We start from the raw sequence: 19,683 nt of genomic DNA, 5'->3' as shown, positions 1-19,683 counted from the left end.
TGCCGCCGGTTTAAACGTTTTTATCAAAAGCCAATAGAGCCAAAAGAACCGGCAAATAAACGATGGAAAAAAGAAAAAGATACCTGGCATAAAGCGTTGTTTTCTCTCGCGCGCAGGCGATGGCCAGCGCGCCGAAGACAACGCCCAAAATCAACGCAGCCGACAAGTAGCTTGCGCCGGCTAAACCGCAGAAAGCAACCGCTGCGCTGACGCCGAAAAGCGCCAGTGTCGCAAAAACAATATGACGCCCGGTGCGCTTTAAATTGGGATCGATCAACGGAAATAACGGCAGCCCAGCGCGCCCGTAATCTTCGCGGTGCATCAGAGCGATGGCCAAAAAATGAGGAATTTGCCAGAAAAATAAAATCGTGAACAAAAAAACGGCGCCCAAGCCCAAATGCCCCTGAGCCGCGGTCCAACCCATCACCGGCGGCAGCGCGCCCGGCACGGCCCCGATGTACAAAGCCCAGGGGGTTCGTTTTTTAAGCGGCGTGTAAGCCAGCAAATAGCTGGACCAGGTCAAGGCCCCTAAAGCCGCGGTCAGCCAATTGCTGGCTAAAACAAGGCAGGCAAAACCGGTGACGGACAAGGTCATGCCGAACACAAACGCCTGCTCCGAATTTAATCGCCCGGCCGGAATAGGGCGGCCTTGAGTCCTGCGCATCCGGGCGTCGGTGTCTTGTTCGATCAACTGATTTAAAGCGCTGGAGCCTCCGGCTAGAAGCGCGGTCGCCAACAAAAGATGGATGAGCCCCAAGAAAGGCATTTCACCTTCTAGGCCGAATTGAAAGCCGATCAAGGTGGTCAGCACAACCAAAAAATTAAGCCTGGGCCTGATCAACTCGCCATAATCGGCCAGCCTCGAAACAACGGTGGAAAGGCCGGGACGAATCAACTCTTGAGCGGGCGCTAGTTGCTGTTCTTGAGCGGCGGCGGCCATTATGAAACCGCCTGCAACGTCAATGGAAAAGCTTGGGATTGGGAGCGCGCATCCCGAAAAGCCGATAATGTCAGAACAATGCTCTGAGCCAAAATAAGCGCGCCCACGGCCACATGCGCGGTGGCCATGACCGTGGCCTTGGCCGACCAAATCGTGCAGGCTCCCAATATGACTTGAACGCATAGCAAAACAGCCAAACGAAGGACCGCGCCCCGAATCGATGAATCGCCGCGAAAACGGCGCAGTCCATAGAGAATCGTGGCGCCCAAAACACAGGAAACAATCATCGCCCCGATACGATGGCTGAAATGCAAACGGACCAACGAGTCATGAAGCGGCGGGATGACTTGCCCGAAGGCCAAAGGAAAGTCGGGAATGGCCAAACCGGCTCCTGCGTGGCGCATCAAAGCGCCGAGAAAAAGCTGAACAACAACAACGCCCACGGATGTCAAAGACAAAAAACGCAACCACTGATCATAAAAAAGGGGACAATGGTGTCTGTCACTATTTTTTGTTAAAGCGGCGATGACGGTCAATAAAGAAAAAAATACCTGGCCCATCAGCGCATGGCCAACGGACACGGGGACCGGCAGCTTATAAAGAACCGTCAAACCGCCCAAAACAGCCTGGGAAATGACCATCCCCAAGGCGACAACACCCAAAACTTTCATGAATCTCTTTTCCTGCCCAAACCAAAGCCAAAACGCAAGAATCGCGGTTAGGAAACCCACGCTCGCAGCCACCAAGCGGTGCCCGTGCTCATAAAAAACTCCGCCTTCCATGGGTGGAAAGAACCGGCCGTAGGAAAGAGGCCAATCAGGGACGGCCAAACCGGAACCCGTGCTGGTCACAAGGCCGCCGGCGATGACAAGGATAAAGCAAGCAACGGCTACAAAAATACTGTAACGATGAAGCCAACGGGCTCGATCTCGTTCTACCACTCTTCTCCGGCTGCCTTGGCCGGGCGAATCGAATACAAATACTCGACCAAGGCATCCATTTCATGTTCCTCTAAAACTTCCCCCCACTTCGGCATTTCGATCATCGGAGCGGACAATTTGGGATTTTCCTTGTCCGAAACTTTGCCTTCCCTGATGCGCTCCTTCAGTTCATCCTTGGAATAACCATCGGCAACGAAAATCAAAGCCGGAATTTGCCCGCCGACGACATTGTTGTTGGGATAACCGCCCACCCCGCCCACGCCATGGCAACCCACGCAGCCGGCGCGCGCGAAAATCACTTTGCCGCGCTCGATAGGATTTTCCGCCAGATGCTCGGCATCCCAAGGACGATGGCCGTCGAAATCCTGGCCGCGAAGCGCCGCCAAATACTCGACTAAATCATTCCTCGTGCCCTCCGCCAAATTGAAATTGGGCATCAGCGTATTGTTTTTCCAGCCGTGGGGATTCTTAAGCCACAAGCCGAGCCACTCCTTGCTTTTCCTGAAACCGATAAACGTCAAGTCAGGACCCAGCACGCCGCCTTGATTGCCGATGCGGTGGCAACTGGAGCAGCCGAACCCGTTGAAAACCGCGCGGCCGCGCTCAACCGGAGTCCGCGCCCGTTGGCAAGAAGCCAGAACGAATAAAACCGGAAGCATCAACAATAAATGCCTGTTCATCTCAAGCTTTCGAGACCTCCGCGTCAACGAGACGGCGGCGTTTTTCGATATTGTATATGGCCAAGGCGAAACCGCCCAAAATAACGAAAGTGAACCCCAGCATGATCGCAATCCCCCAGGTAAAGGCCCGTCCGATATGCTCATTGCCGGTTGCGCCGAAACAAACGGCGCAGGCCTCGCTCAGCATGGGGCAACAAAGCAAAACGAAAAAAAATAATTTCTTCATAACGCCTTCGTCTTTTTAATGAACCAGGTCAGGTAGGGAATCCCGGCCACCAACCCTAAAGAAGAAACCAGCGCAAAGGCAAAATTCCAGCCGTCCTCGCCGGCCATCAACTGCCGCCCCGACCAGTACGTCAGAAAAAAACACAAAGCCAGCGCGGTCAAAATGAAAAAAATATGAACGTTTCTAAGGGACATGTTCCTCGTGATGGATGGACGCTGAGATCGATTCCGGAATGCGCACGTCAGCTATGAGTTCGAAATCCACAATGGGCAAAATATAAAGAACCGCAACAAAAAATACGGTTACAGCCAACACTCCGTAAATCAATGCTCTTTCCCCTTTTAAATGCATGAAAAAAGCGGCGACCAGCGAAGCCTTAAACAATGCGATGGCTAAGCCCAAGGCGATGCCCAACGCCTTGGGTAGATGCAAATAGGAAACCAAAACCGTCACCACGGTCAACACCATCAGCGCGGCAAAGACGCCGAGGTAAAGTTTGATATTGGGAGGATGATGCCCTTTGCTCATAACAGGTACAAAGCCGGAAACAGGAAAATCCAAACAACGTCCACGAAATGCCAATAGAGGCCCGCGTATTCGATACGGCCCACGAACAAGGGGTGATCCCAATCCTTGCTGCTCCAATAAAGCAGCAGGGCGTTTAAGACGATCCCGCCGATCACATGGAGCCCGTGCAAGCCGGTCATAGTGAAATAAACCGCGTAAAAAATACTCGTGGAGGGCGCGATATGATGGCTGAATTTGGCGCCGTATTCAAAACCCTTGACGATCAAAAACACGAAGCCCAAAGCAATGGTCAAACCCAAGTATTTATTAAACGCCTTTTTATCGCGCGTCGCCGCCTTGGCAAAAGCCAAAACCATAGTGACCGAAGAAGTGATGAGAACAAAAGTGTTCAACATGGCCAAGGGCACATTCAAGACCTCCCAACCTCTGGGCCACTCGACCGAAGCCATACGCAAGACCAAATACGTGGTAAACAGCGTTGAAAACAGCATCACTTCCGAAGCTAAAAATAGCCATAAGCCTAGTTTGCCGTTGGGGATGCCGGTCACCGTGTCCAAGGGATCGCTGGCGTGGGCGGTAGCGCTCATTTAAGCCTCCACATGCTGCGGGGTCCAATCATTCTTATGCCCGGGCACGGAATATTCATAAGGCCCACGGTACACATGCGGAGTTTTTTCAAAATTTCCGTGCGGCGGCGGCGACGGGCAGGCCCACTCCAGCGTGGTCGCCTTCCATGGATTTTCTTCGGTTTTCTTGCCCTTGAACATGCTGTAGAAGAAATTCCAAATAAAAGGAATCTGGGCCACAAATAAAAGCCAGGCAAACACCGAAGAAACGATATTCAACGGCTGAGTCGGCAAATTGTGCAGTTGAGCGGTGGGATCATAAAGCCTGCGCTGCACGCCGGAGAGACCCTGAATGAACATGGGGAAAAACACGCCGTTCATGCAAATGACGCTGCCCCAGAAATGCACCTTGCCCCAAAAATCATCCATGCGCCGGCCGAACCACTTGGGAAACCAGTGATAGACGCCGCCCATCAATGCGATGATCGAACCAGTGACCACCACATAGTGAAAATGGCCGATCACGTAATAGGTGTCATGGAGATAAATATCCGTGGTCGACAAGCCCAGCGGCAATCCGGTCAACCCCCCGATGCCGAACAAAGGCAAAAATGCCAAAGCGAACAGCATGGGGGTGGTGAAACGGATCGATCCCCCGCGCAAGCTAAAAATCAAACAGGTCAACAGCGCCACAGAGGGCACCGAAATGATCATGGTCGTGATCAAAAAGAAATTGGACAGCTTGGGACTCATGCCTGAGACGAACATGTGATGCGCCCAAACCACGAAGGACATGCCGCCGAGGAATATCATGGCCCCCACGATTTCTTTGTAGCCGAAAATAGGCTTTCTGGTGTTGGCGGCGATGATCTCGGCCACGATGCCCATGGCAGGAAGGATCAAGACGTATACCTCAGGATGGGCCAAAAACCAAAACAAATGCTGCCATAACAACGGCAGGCCCCCGCCCGCGGCGCGCACCGTTTCGCCGAATACGACGAGATTGGCGGGAAGATAAAAGCTGGTGCCCGCGACCCGGTCCATAAACTGAAGAATGGCCGCAGCCTGAAGGGGCGGGAAAGCCAATAAAAGAAGAACGGCCGTCACTAATTGGGCCCAGACGAACACCGGCATGCGCCAAAGGCTCATGCCCGGCGCGCGCATATTGAGCGCGGTCACGAGGAAATTGATGGAACCCAACAGCGATGAAGTGATGATGAGAAGCATGGCCAACAGCCATACGGTTTGGCCGGGATTAATCACGGACAAAGGCGGGTAAGAGGTCCAGCCCGACTGCGCGGCGCCGCCGGGTAAAAAGAAAGACAAGAGCATCAGCATGCCGCCCGGCAAATACACCCAATAAGACATCATGTTCAGACGCGGAAACGCCATGTCCGGGGCCCCGATTTGAAGCGGCAGAATATAATTGCCGAACGCGCCCACACCCAAGGGGACGACGCCCAAAAAGATCATGATGGTGCCGTGCATGGCGCCCAAGGCATTATAAAAGGTGGGCGAAAGCACCCCGCCCGGAGCCAGATTGTCGGAGAGAAGGCGGCCGATCAAAGGGATGGGCTGGCCTGGGTAAGCCAATTGCCAGCGCAGAATCATGAGCAAGATGAAGCCGAAGAGCAAAAACAGCAAGGACGTGATCAGGTACTGAAGGCCGATCACTTTATGATCAACCGAAAAAACGTATTTCGAAATAAAATCCTGCGATCCGTGAGCGTCATGTTTTTTATGGGCCATTTATGAAGTCTGCGGCAGGGCCGGTTTTTGCTCCGACAGCCAAGCCTCAAATTCCTCCGGACTATGGACGAACACATCGCCGCGCATCAGCGCATGGCCGAAGCCGCACAACTGCGCGCAGCCGATCTCGAATTTTCCGGCCATGGTGGGCTCAAACCAGACGGGAACCCTCATGCCGGGCATCGCATCCTGCTTAATGCGGAACTCGGGAACGAAAAAACTGTGGATCACATCCTTGGACGTGAGGTTGAAAACCGTGGGTTTGCCCACGGGAATATGCAGTTCATTGACGGTCACAATATCGTCCTTGGCGGCCGGATCATGGGGATCCAAACCCAGCACATTGCTGGCATTAACCAGCTTGGGATCCTTACGGCCGAATTTCCCATCCGGGCCCGGGTAATGAATGCTCCAGGCGAATTGCTCGGCCACCACCTCGAGCACAAGGGACTTGCCCGCCGGAGGAACCGACATTTTGATACGGCTCCAAGAGGGGATGGCGTAGAGAAAAATCAACGTCAACTCAAACACCAAGACCACGATGTCCGGCACAAAGGACCAAAGAACGCCCCCGTGCTTATATCGGGCGGGAACGCCTTCTTTGTGGCGATACTTGACCAGCATATAAGTGAAATAAATGCCCCAAAGAATAAAAATGGCGAACATGGCGACATGAATGATGTTGATGCCAAAATCAATATCTTTGGCGAATGTTGAGGCCGCAACCGGCAGGCTCCAGCCGTAATTTGATGCCTGTTCCATACGAATTAGGACGCTAATTAGACCTTATTTATCGCTTTTGTTCAAAAGGCCGGCGGCTTCTTTGGCCAATTTTTTCAATGCCTGGGCATCCTCGCCGTCATAATAGCCTCGGATGGAGCCGGCGCCGTCCACCAAAACCAATTTGGCGCTGTGGCTGATGCGAAGGCCGGAGGGAGCGGACGCATCCTCGCTGATGGATAATTTAAACCCATCCGCCAACAACGGATAAAGATTGTTCCGTTCCATCCTCAAGAAGCGCCAGCGTTTCAAATCCGCGCCGAAACGGCGGGCGTACTCCCTCATAGCGTCCGTCGTGTCTCTTTGCGGGTCCACGGTGAACGTGGCCAGGCGCACGTCGCCGGGCAGCTTTTTCTGGAGTTTGGCCATATTCGCGGTCAGCATCGGGCAAGGCCCCCCGCAATGCGTGAAAATAAATCCCGCGATCCAGGGTCGCCCCAAAAATTCCTGGGACTTAAACGGCTCGCCTCCATCAGGCATCGCGGCCATGGCCTCAAAGGACGGCAAAGCGCCCAAATAAGGCAACGATGATTTGGATTCGCTCCTGTAAGCCAAAATCAAAGCAGCGGCTGCCACGGCCATGGACGCCAGCCAAACAGCCAAACGCGGACCCAAGGGTTTCGCTTTGCGATGTTCAGTTCCAACTCCGGTTTGGTTCATATCACCCGAAAAAGGGGACAATGGCGTCTGTCACTATTTAATTCCGATTGATTTCAAGAAGGCCTCTTCATTGGGTTCGCGTCCCAAAAATTTTGTCAACTGTTCGGCCTCGTCATGGGAGCGGCCCGGCTCCAAAATCAGCTCGCGATAAAGCCGCCCCAAATCCGTATTCATCACGCCCTCTTTCTCGAAGCGGGAGAACATGTCCGCGGAATAGACCTCGGACCAAAGGTAGCCGTAATAAGCCGCGTCATAGCCGCCCATCAAATGCCCGAAACTCGCCTGCGGGTTCGTGGCCGGATTCATGGGGATCAGGCTCACCTTCTCCATCAAATCCGCATATAAGGCCGTGGAATCCGCCTTCGGCCGGGTATGATATTCCAAATCCACGGTCGCGAAAAAAGCTTGGCGCAAATAACGCAATCCTGAATCCATGTTTTTGGCCGCGATCATGCGTCCCAATAATTCATCCGGAAGCTTTTGGTTTTTATCCTTGTAATGCCCGGACAGGCTTTTCAAAACCTCTTTGCCCCAAACCCAATTTTCCAGCATTTGCGACGGCGCTTCCACAAAATCGCGGGCCACGCTGGTGCCGGAGAAACGGCCGTATTTAGCCTTGGTCAACACCTGGTGCATGATATGGCCGAACTCGTGGAACAGAGTCTCCACCTCATCGTGCTTCAAAAGAGACGGACGATCTGCGGTCGGCTTATTGAAATTAGCCACAATGGAGGACACGGGTTTTCGATACGACCCATCCGGCAAACGGCGGCCTTTGACCAAGGTAAAAGCCGCGGCATGCTTGTATTTGCCGTCGCGCGGAAATAAATCCATGTAAAAATGAGCGATCAGATCATCCGTGCCCGCGTCCCGGACTTCATAAAGCACGATATCCTGATGCCAAAGCGCCCCGTCCTCGACCTTGCGGTACTTCAATCCCAACAGCTTCTGATAAACCTCGAGCATCCCTCCGGTAACGACTTCCAACGGGAAATACTCTTTGATCTTTTCTTGATCGATATCGTATTTCGATTTTTTAAGCTGATTATTGTAATAACGCCAATCCCAAACATAAAGCTTCTTGTCCGCTTTTTTGCCTTCCTGCGCGGCCTTGATGCTCAAACGCTCTTTGATCTCAGCCTCGGCCAGGGGCTTGAGCTTCGCCTGCAGGCGATTTAAAAAATCCTTGACGTTTTTTGGGTCCTTAGCCATCCGGTCTTCCAAAACATAATGGGCATGGGTCGGGTAGCCGAGCAAATTGGCGATTTCATGGCGCAGGCCGATGGCTTCTTCAAGCAAAACAATATTCATAGTCGAAGCCCGGTTGTCGTATTTGGTTTCCAGCGCTTTCCTCGCATCCCAACGGCGCGCGTTCTCCATAAAAGGAAAGTAATCGGGATAATCTAGGGTAACAATGAAACGCCCGGCCACGGCTGTTGACAGGCGATTGATGAAATCCTCGGGCATTCCTTCGAGCTCTTCACGCGTCAACTCCAGCTGGTCCTTGACTTCGTTTAAATTCTTGCCGAAGGTCAGCTCCAAATCGATCAATCGCTTTTTAAGCTCTTTGATTTTCGCGCGCTTGTCTGAGGAAAGCCCGAATCCGTTGCGCTTGAACTCAAGCAAAATTTTCTCAAGAAGTTTTTTGTCTTCGCCTTGCAAAGCCGGTTTCGTGCCGCTATAGGCTTTGAGCGCATTGTAAAGCTCTTCGCGGGTGTAGACTTCGACGCCGTACTGCTCGGAATCCACCTCGCATTCATGGGCCGCGTCCCGGACCGTTTTATCCGTGGACACGTACTTCAAAAACGTGGGGCCGTTGATGGCGTCCACGTAATCCTGAAGCGTGGACTCAAAAGCCAACACCGTGTTATCGAAGCTTCTCTTATCCGCTCCCACGCCCGCCAGCGTTTTTAATCCGGCATCGGAACGCTCCTTGGCCTGGGCGCAGGCGGTTTTGATTTGATCGGGCTTTAGCTCAAAATTAAGCAGATCAGATGACGAAACCGCGGCTTGAAGGATGGCCGCAAGGGACAATAACACGGCAACAAATATTTTCCTCATAATCGTTCCTCCTCTAGGAAAGGGACATTATAGATCGCAGGCGGCTTCGATGTCATCGATTTCTTTGGGCACGTCGGTCAAATTCAAGGGCGAGCCCTGCTCGCCGATGACAATATCATCTTCGATGCGCACGCCGCCGATATCGATGAATGATTCGGCGCGGTCAAAATCCACGAAACTCTTGTATTTTTCGCGATTCTTCCTGTCGTTCAATAAAACATCGATGAAATAAAGGCCGGGCTCAACCGTGATCACGAATCCGGGCTCGAGCTTGGCGATAAAGCGCATTTTGATCTTGGAGGGATTGGGCATGGCCCGGCGTTTGCCGCCCATGCCGTCATGCACGTCCAAGCCCAATAAATGCCCGATCCCGTGCGGAAAAAAGAGGCGGACCGCGCCGTTCTCCATCAAATCATCCGTCTTCCCCTTTAAAATTTTCATGGATTTCAAGCCGTCGGCCAAAACCCGCATGGCGCAGAGATGAAGGTCCAGGGAGGTTTTCTCCGGCAGCGCCTGGCCGATGCATTGCTTTTGGGCTTCAAGCACAACGGTATACACGTCTTTTTGCCGGGTATTAAAGCGCGCGCCCACGGGAAACGTTCGCGTAATATCCGCGCCGTATCCGTTTAACTCGCCGCCCGCATCGATGAGCAAAAAATCGCCTTTTTTGATTTCCGCGTTATTGCGGTGATAATGCAGAACAGCCGCGTTTTTCCCCGCAGCCACAATCGAAGGGTAGGCCAGGTGCTTTAGCCCGGCCCTCAAACACTCGGCCTCAAAAATAGCCTGGGCCTCATACTCTTTCATGCCTGGGCGCGCGGCTTTCATGACCGCTCGATGAGCCCGGCCGCTGATGCGGCTCGCCTCCCGGAGCAATTCAAGTTCTCCGGGCGTTTTGACGGCGCGCAATTCCCAAAGCGCGTCTTCAAGATCATCGGTTCCCCCCGGCTCTTTCAACGTTCCGTTGAGGAATTTTGCGGCATCCGGGTCCGTGTAAATTTTTTTGTGCTTTTTAGCGGCCTTTTTGACCTCGTCTTTGAAACGGTCGCTGTAGAGCACGCGATCGATGCCGAAGAGTTCGCTCGCCTCTTTAGGGCTGGGCACATACCCAAGCCAGACCTTGTATCGAGCGTCCGTTCTGGGGATAAATAGCGTGACCAGCCGGTCCTTAGGATCGATCAACAGGTGGCAATTGGGCTCTTCAACGCCGGTCAGGTAAAGAAAATTCGATTTCTGACGGAACACGTAAGTAACGTCATTGTTACGAGTGATTTCCTGGCCTCCGGACAATACAATCAAACCGTCAGAGAGGCGGTTCATTAATTGTTCCCGGTGCCTGCGGTATGTCTGGCTCATCCAATTAATTTTAGAAAGTCTGGGGCAGGCTAGGCGATCAGCTCAAGGCTCATGTTTGCGAACGGCGCGGAGTGGACAATGGCTCCGCTGGAAATGCGGTCGATGTCCAATCGGGACAAACGGCGCACGTCTTTTAATCCCACGCCGCCTGAAACCTCGATTTTGACTTGGGGCGCCTGCTTGCGGATCAATTTGACGGCTTTTTTTAATTCCGGTTGGGGCATGTTGTCGAGCATAATCCAATCCGGACGCACAGCCAGGGCAGCCTGGACATCGGCAAGGCTTTGGGCCTCGATTTCAACGGCCATGCCCCGACGCTTGAGGCGGTCAACCGCATGAACAAGAGCCTCGCCCCAAAGAAAACCCCGGCGCTTCTTGAGCGCGATCAGGTGATTGTCCTTGATCATGGCCATTTGGGCCAAATCGCCGCGATGCGGGAACCCGCCGCCGATTTTAACCGCGTATTTTTCCGCGCCGCGCAACAAAGGGTGGGTTTTCCTGGTGTCGGAAATCATGGGGCGCTTGCGGCCGCCGCGCGCGCGCACGAATTCATGGGTTTTTGTGGCGATCCCGGTCAACAGGCACAAAAAATTAAGCGCGGTGCGCTCGGCGGACAGCAAGGCCGCGGCGCGGCCTTCGACGGAAAGCAGGCAGCCGCCTTTTTTAATCTCGGCGCCTTCCCGGACATGAAAGCGCACGCGCGCCCTAGGATCCATGGATTTAAACGCCTCTTCGGCGAAAGCCAAGCCGCAGGCAATCCCCCGCGATCCTTTAAACAAAACCACGCCTTTCACCCGATCCCGAGGCGCAAAAAGCGCCCGGCTGGTCGCATCCTGCCGGGCGAAATCTTCCTTAAGAGCGGCTTGAACGAATTTTCTGATGAGCTTCTTGTCCAACATCATCTTGAGCACCCCAACCCCAAGGAGCGAATAACCGGGCATACACCCGGTCGATCACAGGCGCGAAAAGCTTGTATCCGTAAACCATCAAGGCATTGCCCAAGCCCACGATGATTTTTCTTTTCTTTGTTTCCATCGCTCCCAACGTCATGCGAGCCACATCGCGCGCGCTATGCCCGCCCATGCCCGCCCGAGGCCACATGGCTCCGCCAAAATACCTGGCTTGGGCCCCGAATTTCGTTTTCGTGATGCCGGGCATAACCGTAAGAACATGAATGCCGAACGAAGCCAGCTCAAAGCGCAGGACATCGGCCAAGCTGTTCATGGCCGCTTTGGCTGCGCCGTAATGGCTCATCCACGGCGGACCCATCAAGCCTGCGATGGAAGTGACCATCACGATCATCGCGTCGCCGCTTTTTTTAAGCAGGGGCAAGGCCGCCAACACCATGCGAAAAGCGCCTAAATAATGAACGTCGAACAGCAACCGCACTTCTTCGATGGGCACCTCGTCCGATGGACCGTAAGTTCCATGAGCGCCGTTATTGATCAAAAGATCAAGCCGCCCCCAGCGCTCCTTGACGCGCTCCACGGCCTTGCGGCACTGCCCCTCGTCCGCCGCGTCTAAGCCCAAAGGGAAGAGGCGGCCCTTCCATTCGGGATGCTGCGCTTCCCATTGCCCGGCCATCCGGCTGATTTTTTCTTCATCGCGGCTGGTGACCGCGCAGGAAGCGCCCCGATCAAGCAAGGCCCAGGCCAAGGCTTGTCCGATGCCGCTTGAAGCGCCGGTGATTAGAGCGACTTTATCTTTGAAAGGCACTGAGGGAATCTTACTGAACTTTCGCCGGTAACGCCCTATTCTTCGTCCGTTTCGATTTCTTCTTCACCTTCAAAAGCCGCTATGGATGCGCGCAATTCAGGAGCCGGATGATCGCTTAATACATCCGTATCGATTCCGGATTCATAAAGCTTTTCAAGAAATGTATAGAGAGCGCCCTTGTATTTCTTGGGCACGCTCCGGTCCGCCTCGAATTCACGCTGATAAGTGCCGCTGTTTAATTCGGCTTTGTTTTCAAATTCAAAATGGCTGACTAATTGTCCCATGTCCGAATTAGCCATGCTTAGAAGCCGGTTGACCTCAGTCTCCCCTTTCCTTTCAAGCCAGGCGTCAAAAATCCTTTGGCGCTCTTCGACAATATCCTGCCCATGCTCATGATCATGATGCCCGTACTCGTGCAATAAAATGGCCTTAAACTCATCCGGCGTCGGGTTAAAAACATCGATCAATCCAGAAGTAAAAAATATGGCCGACCGGCATGACTCCGGCTCATTAGTTGACTCCACCCAAGCATTAATTTGATTCGGGTTATCCTCGATCATGGGTCGCAGGCAAACGTCCGACCTTATTAAGCCTTCATCTTGCAACTGATTGAATGCGCGGCGGGCACCCCTGTCATCCAAATAACCCATGCTATCGGCCGCCCTCAATTCGGGTATTCCCCAAAACAATAAGCTAAGAATTAAAAAACCCCTAAACATGGCCTTTGATAAAAGGGTACCAGTTATTTGGCCGAGAGACGAGGGGGGCGGCGGCGACGGTAAAGGGACAAAAAACGAAAATTAAAACCGGCAATTGGCGAGTTCAGCTTGGATATTAAAAGGATCGGCCTCAAGGCAAAGACGGATAAATCACGATAAATTCTTCGACAGCGTCCGGCAATTGATACCGTTTGAGGAATGTCTCAATCTTTTTATTCTTTAGCGCCTGGCGCAGGCTGTCGACCATTCTTCGATCCATAGTGTGAACCTTGCTTTTTAAAACAATGGCCTCGGCAAGGAGGGCGGCATCGCCGTCGCTTAAGTTGGTGTCTTCAAACAATTGGGTTAATTCCGCGATTTGATCGAAACGATCTGCGTATCTCTTGATGCTGCGTAAAAATTTTCCCTCATTCACTTTATCTCTCCAAAATTCCCAAGAGATGTCGGTCTGCGTTCCCTTAAAAAATTTCTCATCAATCACTTGAGCCCCGACATGCACTTTAATCTTAGGGTTTTCAAAAATATCAACAATTTTGGAATCAAACGAACCCTTGCGTCCCCCGCGAACCCAATACTGGTAACGGATCATCAAGTTGGTATCGACGCTGATGATGTTTTGAGCCGATTTTATGCGTTCATTTTTTGTTGTCCGGCTCGCAATCTCGTCAAGCCAGCCTTCGCCGCCATGTTTTTTGGTTGATTCCAACACGCTTTTGGCGCCGTCGGCCCTGAGCCAATTGGGGGGAGGCTTCTGGCCGGGCTGGAGTTTTGTGAGCCCTCCGGCATCGATAAAAACCACATCTCCTGCATTGCGAGCGACCCCGTTGATGGTCTGGGGCTCGGTCAGCACGAAAAATTGGGCATCCAACCCGCCAATACCGGCGCGCCGTAAGGCAAGAAGCCCTTCGCTGGCTTGGCGGATGGTTTCCGGCGTGATCAAGCGGTTGGCCTGCTCAAGCGACATCCAAACCGGTAAAACTCCTTTAACGATTTCCATCGCATAAGCCGGATTGCCGTCCGCATCGACTTCGCCGAAAATTTTAGGAGCCATCCCTTTAGGCAAAGCAGCCTCCATCGCATAAGCCATGGGCAATTCCTTAAGCAAAGGCGCGTCATCGCCTGTAATGAACATTTTGACGGCGACCTCGGGCGGCGTGCCTCCCACGCCCATTTTGCCCCGCAAGAGAACAGCCGTGGACCCTCCCTCAGCATCGATAATTCCCGATAATTCCACTCGAGGAATAGAATTCTCTTTAAGCCTTTTGCGATAAGCTGGGGAGGAATTGCGCAAATTAGGTTTAGGACGTTGTTGTCCCAGAGTTTCCGGCTCGTGCCGGGCTTCTTCGGACGCCTCAAGAATCTTTTTGTTGGCCTCTTGAATGCCGGCGGGTTCCCTGAAACGATTGGTCGAATCGTTGCTGCGGACCCACTCTTGAACTTCTTTAGGAGCATATTTGAGATTGGCGTGGGGGTCTGCGCGGTTATCAAGAACCGGCTTGCCGTTCTTGTCGAACAGAGTCCGGCCGATGTCATCATAAAGAACATGGGCTTCCCCTATTCTTTTCCCATCCACAATAAGAGGATGCCCGTTCCAGTCAAGGGCGGGACCCCTGCTTACGGCTAACCGGCCCCATCGCATCGTAATGTAATCGGACCTGCCGACCGGGATGTCCGCCGGCGTCAAATTTTTTTCCGTATTGACCAACCCATCGTCCACCAAAAGCCGGTCGATTGATTCCATCAACTGCGCAGCCTCGGCAAAAGAACGGGGGTATACCGTGATAAACTTGCCGCATTGAGTGCCGCAATCATCAAACATTTGCAAAAAGCTTTCCGAAGTCGCCAGTTTATGGGCAACGCCTTTCGATCGCAGATGATCAGTGACCAACCGGCCTATCTCAACGGCGTGCTCCGGGCTCGCGCTCACGTGAAATTTGACGCCCTGTTGGGGCATTTCAAAACCCTCGGGCATATACCCTAAAAAACCCGGCGTATCTCGTTCATGGTAACCCCTGGCCTCCAGCCCTTCGGCGAAATTTTGATACTCCGGCGCCGCGCGTTCCAATCGTTCAGGTAAGAGGCCTGGGGTGTCCGGCATACGAGCCGCTCCCAAAGTGCCCGGCCCGTAAGTACCGCTAGTGTCCCAATGCTCCGGCTGTTTGGCGTCCGGTCTTGTGGGCATAATGTCGCCGTCCGCGTCTCTTTTAAAACCGTGCTCGGCAAGCTCGGCATCGCTGATTTGATCGATGGGAACTTTTTTCGGTGAATCCTTCGATTGAGCCTTCTCTTCGTCGAACCAAACATCCGGCCATTTATCGGTGATTTTGATCCCGGCTTCCTGAAGCTGCCGCTTCAAATGAGCGGTGCCTTCAGCGCCGGGATCGACCCTTAAAATCGCGCGGCCCTTCCCTTCAGACAGCTGCTTCTTTGTTAATTCGACGTTAATTCCAAAATCTTTGGCTACTTTGATGAATTTCTGCCGGGATGCTTCGGGAATTTCAAGAAAAATAATCTCCTCTGTTTTTTCATCGATGAAATCGCTTTTCTTGCGCGGCTCCTTCTTCATCCATTCTTTCGCGCCGCGCAGACCGACCTCAACGCCTTTGACAAATGCCCGGTCCCCGGCGATATTAAGTCCCGCGCTGAGGGTGTGATAAATAGCCTTGGCCCAGTCGCCGTCTTCGATCGCCTTGACGCTTTCAACGACTCCGTAGGCCGTGGCTTCGGCGAACACGGCGCGGCCCCCGTAGTGCATATAAACTCCCAGAGCCTTGGACGCGAACTGAGTGGGTTGAACGACAAAAGTCTGTATTTTCCCCGGAGTCCCTGCGATTCTGGCCGCGGCTTGCGCTGCCTTAGGGGCGCTCCCTGCGCCCCTAAAAGCTCCGGCCGCGGGGCCGGCCAGCTCGAACACCAGCATGTCCGCGGCTTCTTGGCCGATGGCGTCGAAAACGCCGAGAAGCTTAGCGGCGCCCTTGCCTTTTTCCATCATATCGGTTGCGGTAAATAAGCCCGCTAAAGCATTAAGCCGCTCTTGGAAACTTGAACGCTCCGCCGATGCCCGGCAGGGTTTTTCCACATAGTCGCCGTACGCATCCCCTAGATTTTCCCGGGTCCAAACCTGAGGGCGGTTTTCCGAAGGTTTTTCCATTTGTTCAACGCAGTTTTGATAAATAATCTCGATTACAAATTTCTTGACGATTTTCGCATCCTCGGCCGACCAGCTTGCCGCCGAGCTGCAGAGGCCTTTGCTGGGGAACCCGGCGACGAGATTTTCAAAACACTTCTTGTTCTCGCTTCGATCCATCGGCGACTGGTATAACCGGGCATATTGAGCCGTCACGTAATTTTCGGAATCGGAAAAGAGATTGACGAATCCATGCAACCGGCCCACAATTCCGTTATAAACGCTGCTGCCGACATAATGGGCGCCTTCGCCCATTTGTTTGATGACGGGGAGACCGCCCATTGCGGGCAGAAAGTCTTTTTCGCTGTACAGAGTGCGTTCCCAACCCCCGATTTTCTTTTCTTCCAATAACGACAACCGACCGTTACCGAGGATTTGATGATGCTGCATATTGAAATCCTCGCCTTCTTTGATCGTGTGAGCGATTTGTCCGGTAATCTGCATCCGTCCGGCAACCGATCGCCATTGATCCGGCCGGACGAAGGCCACTGTTGCGTCAGGACAAAAATCATCCATTTTCAGGCGTCCCATAGGATCGAGGCTTGCGCCGGTTTTAAGGTTAATGGCGGCTCTGGTAACCAAGGCCACAGTGCAACCGCTTCCCTTTTTCCATTGCGCCCTGGGTTTCTCAAAAAAAGCCATCTGCTGAATCCACGAATCATGAGTGAAATAAGTAAGGATTAAGGATCTAGTCTTGAAATCATAGTGGAGGCGAGCTTGGCTGATCGCGCTGTCTTTCAGCCGGTAAAACAACCAATATCCCATCGCTTTTGTTTCATCATCGCTCCACCCGGTCATGCGGCGCATCTCCCGCGCCCATTCGAAGACTTTCTCGAAATAAAAAACGTTTTGATCGCTAAGCCCCACTAAATACGTCAAATCAATAATCATGCTTTCCGGCCCTTCTCCGTTAACAAGCGTATTTTCGTCTTTGTAAATGAGATGGCCTTTGTGATAAATGGTCAGGCGCTCGTCCACCAATAATGGGCGTATCGCCTTCCCATCGCTTAATACCTGATAAAATTTTCGGGGTTCTCCCGTCTCCGGGTCGAACCATTGAACGATCTGATCGTCGTCCTTATATTGGATCAACTTTCCTTTTTTCTTGACGTAGTTCGAATATTGCCTGCTTATTAGGGTCTTTTTATCCTTGGAGTAAACATCCCTCTGTTCCTCGATCGGCATGCCGTATTCGTCGCGTTTGACCGCGATATGGGCGTGATAAGCCGGACCCTCTTCCCAAATATCAACCGGCCGGCCTCGTTTATCCCATTCACCCTTTTGAACGGTTTTCCCGCTTTGGTCTGATTTTTCCGCGACGGCTAATTTTCTTTTGATAAAAAGAAAGCGGTACGATCGGCTGCCCGTCGCATCGGAGCGGCCCTTTTTCTCCACGATTGAGCCGTCGTAGCTGGTAAATAATTCGTCAAAACCCGCCAGTTTGTTCCGGATTCCCAATTTATCGTTGACTTTGTCTATTTTAAGTGACTGAATTTGACCGGATCGAACTCGAAGCCATTGAGCATGTTGTTTCAGAAATTCCGGACTTAATTCATGAGCATCAATCTCCGTGCCGATGGGCGCCATTCTCGATGTCAGCCAATCGCGGTAAAACTGCTGGGAACCGGCTCGCGCCTGTCCGTAAAGTTTGATTGCCTGCTGCCTTATTTTCCGCTGTTCATCCCATTGGGAACCGGCGTGCGTTTGTCCGGTTTCGGACTCTTTCTTGAGCATCCTGACGATTTCCCGGTCGGCCTTTTTCAACCAATCACGAGTACGCGATAATCGTTTTTCCGGATTTTTTTCGGAATTAGCGGCCGCTAATTCCACTAAAAGAACGGCTTCGGGATGATTTTTTTCGATCCAGTCGCGAATTTTTGCCGGCCATCCCTTGGGCGCCGTGGAGAGGTCATGGACGGTTAAAAGCTCGTCGTCAGGCCGATAGCTCTTATAAAGCCACTGACGAAATTTCCGGCGGCGCGCTTGCAACGGCTCCAAAGAAACGACGGCATCAAGCTCAGAGTCGGGAAGGAAAACCGACAAGCTGCTTTTCAAGTTCATGGCCCGGGCCAGCCACTCTTGATAGGCTGTTTGGCGGGAATTGATATCTTGCTCTTTCGCCAGCATACCCTCGAGTTCCATTAATAGGGCGAGAGCGGGATTCGTCCGGTTAAACCAGATGGAAAAATCACGCCGGCGACCAAGCTCATCCTTATTGCCCAAAAGACGGTAAAGACCGGCAAAGTCCACCGATAAACCCCATTCATCTTGGGGAAGAATCATCAGAAGATTGGCGCCGGTTAACGCGCGCTGGCCCACGATGTCTTCATGAACCTTTTGAAAAAATCGTTTTTTCATTTCTTGGCGGAGGGGCGACTCCACTTCGGCAATCGCAGCCATCATGGCGATTTCCAATTTTTGGCGAAGGATTTTTTTCGCCGATGCCGCCGGATCGCGAGTTTGCGAATCCGGGTCCTCGCGTTCCCCGGCGGCTTGCTGTTCATCAGGAATCGGATTCGGCAGAAGCAGCCTTGTGCCGGACGCATTCGCCAAAGCCGCCACGGCTTTCTTGTCCCGTATTCTTTGCAGGGCGCAACTTAAACCCGCCCGGGCGATTTCAGGAAAATCATCAAGGCTGAATTGGGAAAGATTTTTCCGTTCCTCTTCCTCCAAAGGCGCCTTGCTCACGATGTCTTCAAGGCAGGCAGCCACGGCCGCCTCAAAGACGGCCTGCGACTTGGGGTCCTTGCGCAGTTTGGCGAACAACTTGCCGTCCGCTGATGAAAGCGGCATCTTTTTAGGATTAGTTTTGAGCAAGCCGTCAAAATAGGAGAAATAACTCCTTGCGAAGACCTGCGATTCGTCAAGAGCCGGTTTTTCAGGCGCATTTAACGCGGATTTCTTGCCGCTGCTGTCGAAAGTCGTCCCCAAATCTTCCTGGTTCACGGGCGCCTTTCTCTTGGCGGCGTTAAGATCGCCGATGGGCGCGCGCGACCCGGCGACCGCCGGGTTATCCTTGCCGCCGGCGGCGAGGGCATGGGCGGCATGACCGGACTCATCACCCGCCAATGACGGCGCCTCTTGATCAGACGGTGGATTTTCTTCGCGGCCGGCTTCGCGTGCGCGATCGTCGCGCCCCCGTTCTCCATCGCGCGCCCCCGGGCGTTCTTCCGGAGCCGATTCTCTAGACGCTTCCCCGCGATTGATGCGTTCGGCTTCTTCCCAAGAAGCAGGACAGGGTTGCCCCGTGTCTTCCGGTCCATCAATCAGAGCCCATCGCCCATCTTCGTTGATCGAAAGGTAAACATTTTCAGTACCTGCTTCAATGTCCCTACGCAAAATTCTCTCAAAGTCAGGGTCCTGCTCTGCAAACACTTCCGGCTCGTTGGTGCGCATGTACTCGAAAAAAGCGTCGGCAGCCGCTCTTCGGACAGCCGGCGTTGATTCCCCCCGAATAAAAGGGCACTCCCCGGCAAAGGCGACCCCCGATAAAACAAACAGGTCAAGGGTTAAAATGAGATAAAAATATCGCCTCAATTTAATAGGCATTTGATTCGATGAGCGACGAGATTAG

Annotated in this window: 16 protein-coding genes; all 16 read right to left on the bottom strand. The window is 53.0% G+C overall.

Going from position 1 to position 19,683, the window contains the following annotated elements; all coding sequences use genetic code 11:
* Positions 1–10: 10 nt before the first annotated feature.
* Positions 11–940, bottom strand: a complete 930-nt coding sequence (cyoE, locus tag HYT79_06135; protein MBI2070164.1) for a protoheme IX farnesyltransferase — start codon at positions 938–940, stop codon at positions 11–13.
* Positions 940–1,881: a heme A synthase gene (locus tag HYT79_06130; GenBank protein ID MBI2070163.1), complete on the bottom strand. Its 942-nt coding sequence runs from the start codon at positions 1,879–1,881 to the stop codon at positions 940–942. Before HYT79_06130 ends, cyoE begins: the two co-directional genes overlap by 1 nt.
* Positions 1,875–2,561 (bottom strand): cytochrome c, encoded by a 687-nt coding sequence (locus HYT79_06125; GenBank protein MBI2070162.1) that lies wholly within the window; start codon positions 2,559–2,561, stop codon positions 1,875–1,877. The genes HYT79_06130 and HYT79_06125 overlap by 7 nt, the downstream gene beginning before the upstream one ends.
* A 1-nt stretch (position 2,562) precedes the next feature.
* The gene (locus HYT79_06120; GenBank protein MBI2070161.1) at positions 2,563–2,787 is read right to left on the bottom strand and encodes a hypothetical protein; all 225 of its coding nucleotides are present in this window, start codon (positions 2,785–2,787) and stop codon (positions 2,563–2,565) included.
* Positions 2,784–2,981, bottom strand: coding sequence for a hypothetical protein (locus HYT79_06115; protein MBI2070160.1), 198 nt, complete (start codon positions 2,979–2,981; stop codon positions 2,784–2,786). The genes HYT79_06120 and HYT79_06115 overlap by 4 nt, the downstream gene beginning before the upstream one ends.
* Positions 2,971–3,315 carry a cytochrome C oxidase subunit IV family protein gene (locus tag HYT79_06110; GenBank protein MBI2070159.1) on the bottom strand — a complete coding sequence of 115 codons (345 nt, stop codon included), beginning with the start codon at positions 3,313–3,315 and terminating at the stop codon, positions 2,971–2,973. The genes HYT79_06115 and HYT79_06110 overlap by 11 nt, the downstream gene beginning before the upstream one ends.
* The gene (locus HYT79_06105; protein MBI2070158.1) at positions 3,312–3,902 is read right to left on the bottom strand and encodes a heme-copper oxidase subunit III; all 591 of its coding nucleotides are present in this window, start codon (positions 3,900–3,902) and stop codon (positions 3,312–3,314) included. The genes HYT79_06110 and HYT79_06105 overlap by 4 nt, the downstream gene beginning before the upstream one ends.
* Positions 3,903–5,630, bottom strand: a complete 1,728-nt coding sequence (locus HYT79_06100) for a cbb3-type cytochrome c oxidase subunit I (GenBank protein ID MBI2070157.1) — start codon at positions 5,628–5,630, stop codon at positions 3,903–3,905.
* Positions 5,631–6,392, bottom strand: coding sequence for a cytochrome c oxidase subunit II (coxB, locus tag HYT79_06095; GenBank protein ID MBI2070156.1), 762 nt, complete (start codon positions 6,390–6,392; stop codon positions 5,631–5,633).
* Positions 6,393–6,416: 24 nt separating this feature from the next.
* Positions 6,417–7,070, bottom strand: coding sequence for an SCO family protein (locus tag HYT79_06090; protein MBI2070155.1), 654 nt, complete (start codon positions 7,068–7,070; stop codon positions 6,417–6,419).
* A 33-nt stretch (positions 7,071–7,103) separates the two neighbouring features.
* Positions 7,104–9,131 carry a Zn-dependent oligopeptidase gene (locus HYT79_06085; GenBank protein ID MBI2070154.1) on the bottom strand — a complete coding sequence of 676 codons (2,028 nt, stop codon included), beginning with the start codon at positions 9,129–9,131 and terminating at the stop codon, positions 7,104–7,106.
* Positions 9,132–9,158: 27 nt separating this feature from the next.
* Positions 9,159–10,487, bottom strand: a complete 1,329-nt coding sequence (locus tag HYT79_06080) for an aminopeptidase P family protein (protein ID MBI2070153.1) — start codon at positions 10,485–10,487, stop codon at positions 9,159–9,161.
* A 29-nt stretch (positions 10,488–10,516) separates the two neighbouring features.
* Positions 10,517–11,389 carry a carboxylating nicotinate-nucleotide diphosphorylase gene (nadC, locus tag HYT79_06075; GenBank protein MBI2070152.1) on the bottom strand — a complete coding sequence of 291 codons (873 nt, stop codon included), beginning with the start codon at positions 11,387–11,389 and terminating at the stop codon, positions 10,517–10,519.
* The gene (locus HYT79_06070) at positions 11,340–12,203 is read right to left on the bottom strand and encodes an SDR family NAD(P)-dependent oxidoreductase (GenBank protein ID MBI2070151.1); all 864 of its coding nucleotides are present in this window, start codon (positions 12,201–12,203) and stop codon (positions 11,340–11,342) included. The genes nadC and HYT79_06070 overlap by 50 nt, the downstream gene beginning before the upstream one ends.
* A gap of 35 nt (positions 12,204–12,238) precedes the next feature.
* Entirely contained in the window at positions 12,239–12,670 is a 432-nt protein-coding gene (locus HYT79_06065) for a hypothetical protein (protein MBI2070150.1), read from the bottom strand.
* Between the two features lie 382 nt (positions 12,671–13,052).
* The gene (locus HYT79_06060) at positions 13,053–19,658 is read right to left on the bottom strand and encodes a hypothetical protein (GenBank protein MBI2070149.1); all 6,606 of its coding nucleotides are present in this window, start codon (positions 19,656–19,658) and stop codon (positions 13,053–13,055) included.
* Between the last annotated feature and the right edge of the window lie 25 nt (positions 19,659–19,683).

The sequence above is a fragment of the Elusimicrobiota bacterium genome (genome assembly GCA_016180815.1).
GTDB lineage: Bacteria > Elusimicrobiota > Elusimicrobia > JACQPE01 > JACQPE01 > JACPAN01.
The sequence above is the reverse complement of the archived record's forward strand: the minus strand, read 5'-3'. Positions and strand labels throughout refer to the sequence as shown.

What these genes read in the sequence shown, in the direction of transcription:
- HYT79_06125 (MBI2070162.1), bottom strand. Translation starts at nt 2,561, where the DNA reads ATGAACAGGCATTTATTGTTGATGCTTCCGGTTTTATTCGTTCTGGCT.
- HYT79_06060 (MBI2070149.1), bottom strand. Translation starts at nt 19,658, where the DNA reads ATGCCTATTAAATTGAGGCGATATTTTTATCTCATTTTAACCCTTGAC.
- HYT79_06110 (MBI2070159.1), bottom strand. Translation starts at nt 3,315, where the DNA reads ATGAGCAAAGGGCATCATCCTCCCAATATCAAACTTTACCTCGGCGTC.
- cyoE (MBI2070164.1), bottom strand. Translation starts at nt 940, where the DNA reads ATGGCCGCCGCCGCTCAAGAACAGCAACTAGCGCCCGCTCAAGAGTTG.
- HYT79_06090 (MBI2070155.1), bottom strand. Translation starts at nt 7,070, where the DNA reads ATGAACCAAACCGGAGTTGGAACTGAACATCGCAAAGCGAAACCCTTG.
- HYT79_06080 (MBI2070153.1), bottom strand. Translation starts at nt 10,487, where the DNA reads ATGAGCCAGACATACCGCAGGCACCGGGAACAATTAATGAACCGCCTC.
- HYT79_06105 (MBI2070158.1), bottom strand. Translation starts at nt 3,902, where the DNA reads ATGAGCGCTACCGCCCACGCCAGCGATCCCTTGGACACGGTGACCGGC.
- coxB (MBI2070156.1), bottom strand. Translation starts at nt 6,392, where the DNA reads ATGGAACAGGCATCAAATTACGGCTGGAGCCTGCCGGTTGCGGCCTCA.
- nadC (MBI2070152.1), bottom strand. Translation starts at nt 11,389, where the DNA reads ATGATGTTGGACAAGAAGCTCATCAGAAAATTCGTTCAAGCCGCTCTT.
- HYT79_06100 (MBI2070157.1), bottom strand. Translation starts at nt 5,630, where the DNA reads ATGGCCCATAAAAAACATGACGCTCACGGATCGCAGGATTTTATTTCG.
- HYT79_06085 (MBI2070154.1), bottom strand. Translation starts at nt 9,131, where the DNA reads ATGAGGAAAATATTTGTTGCCGTGTTATTGTCCCTTGCGGCCATCCTT.
- HYT79_06120 (MBI2070161.1), bottom strand. Translation starts at nt 2,787, where the DNA reads ATGAAGAAATTATTTTTTTTCGTTTTGCTTTGTTGCCCCATGCTGAGC.
- HYT79_06115 (MBI2070160.1), bottom strand. Translation starts at nt 2,981, where the DNA reads ATGTCCCTTAGAAACGTTCATATTTTTTTCATTTTGACCGCGCTGGCT.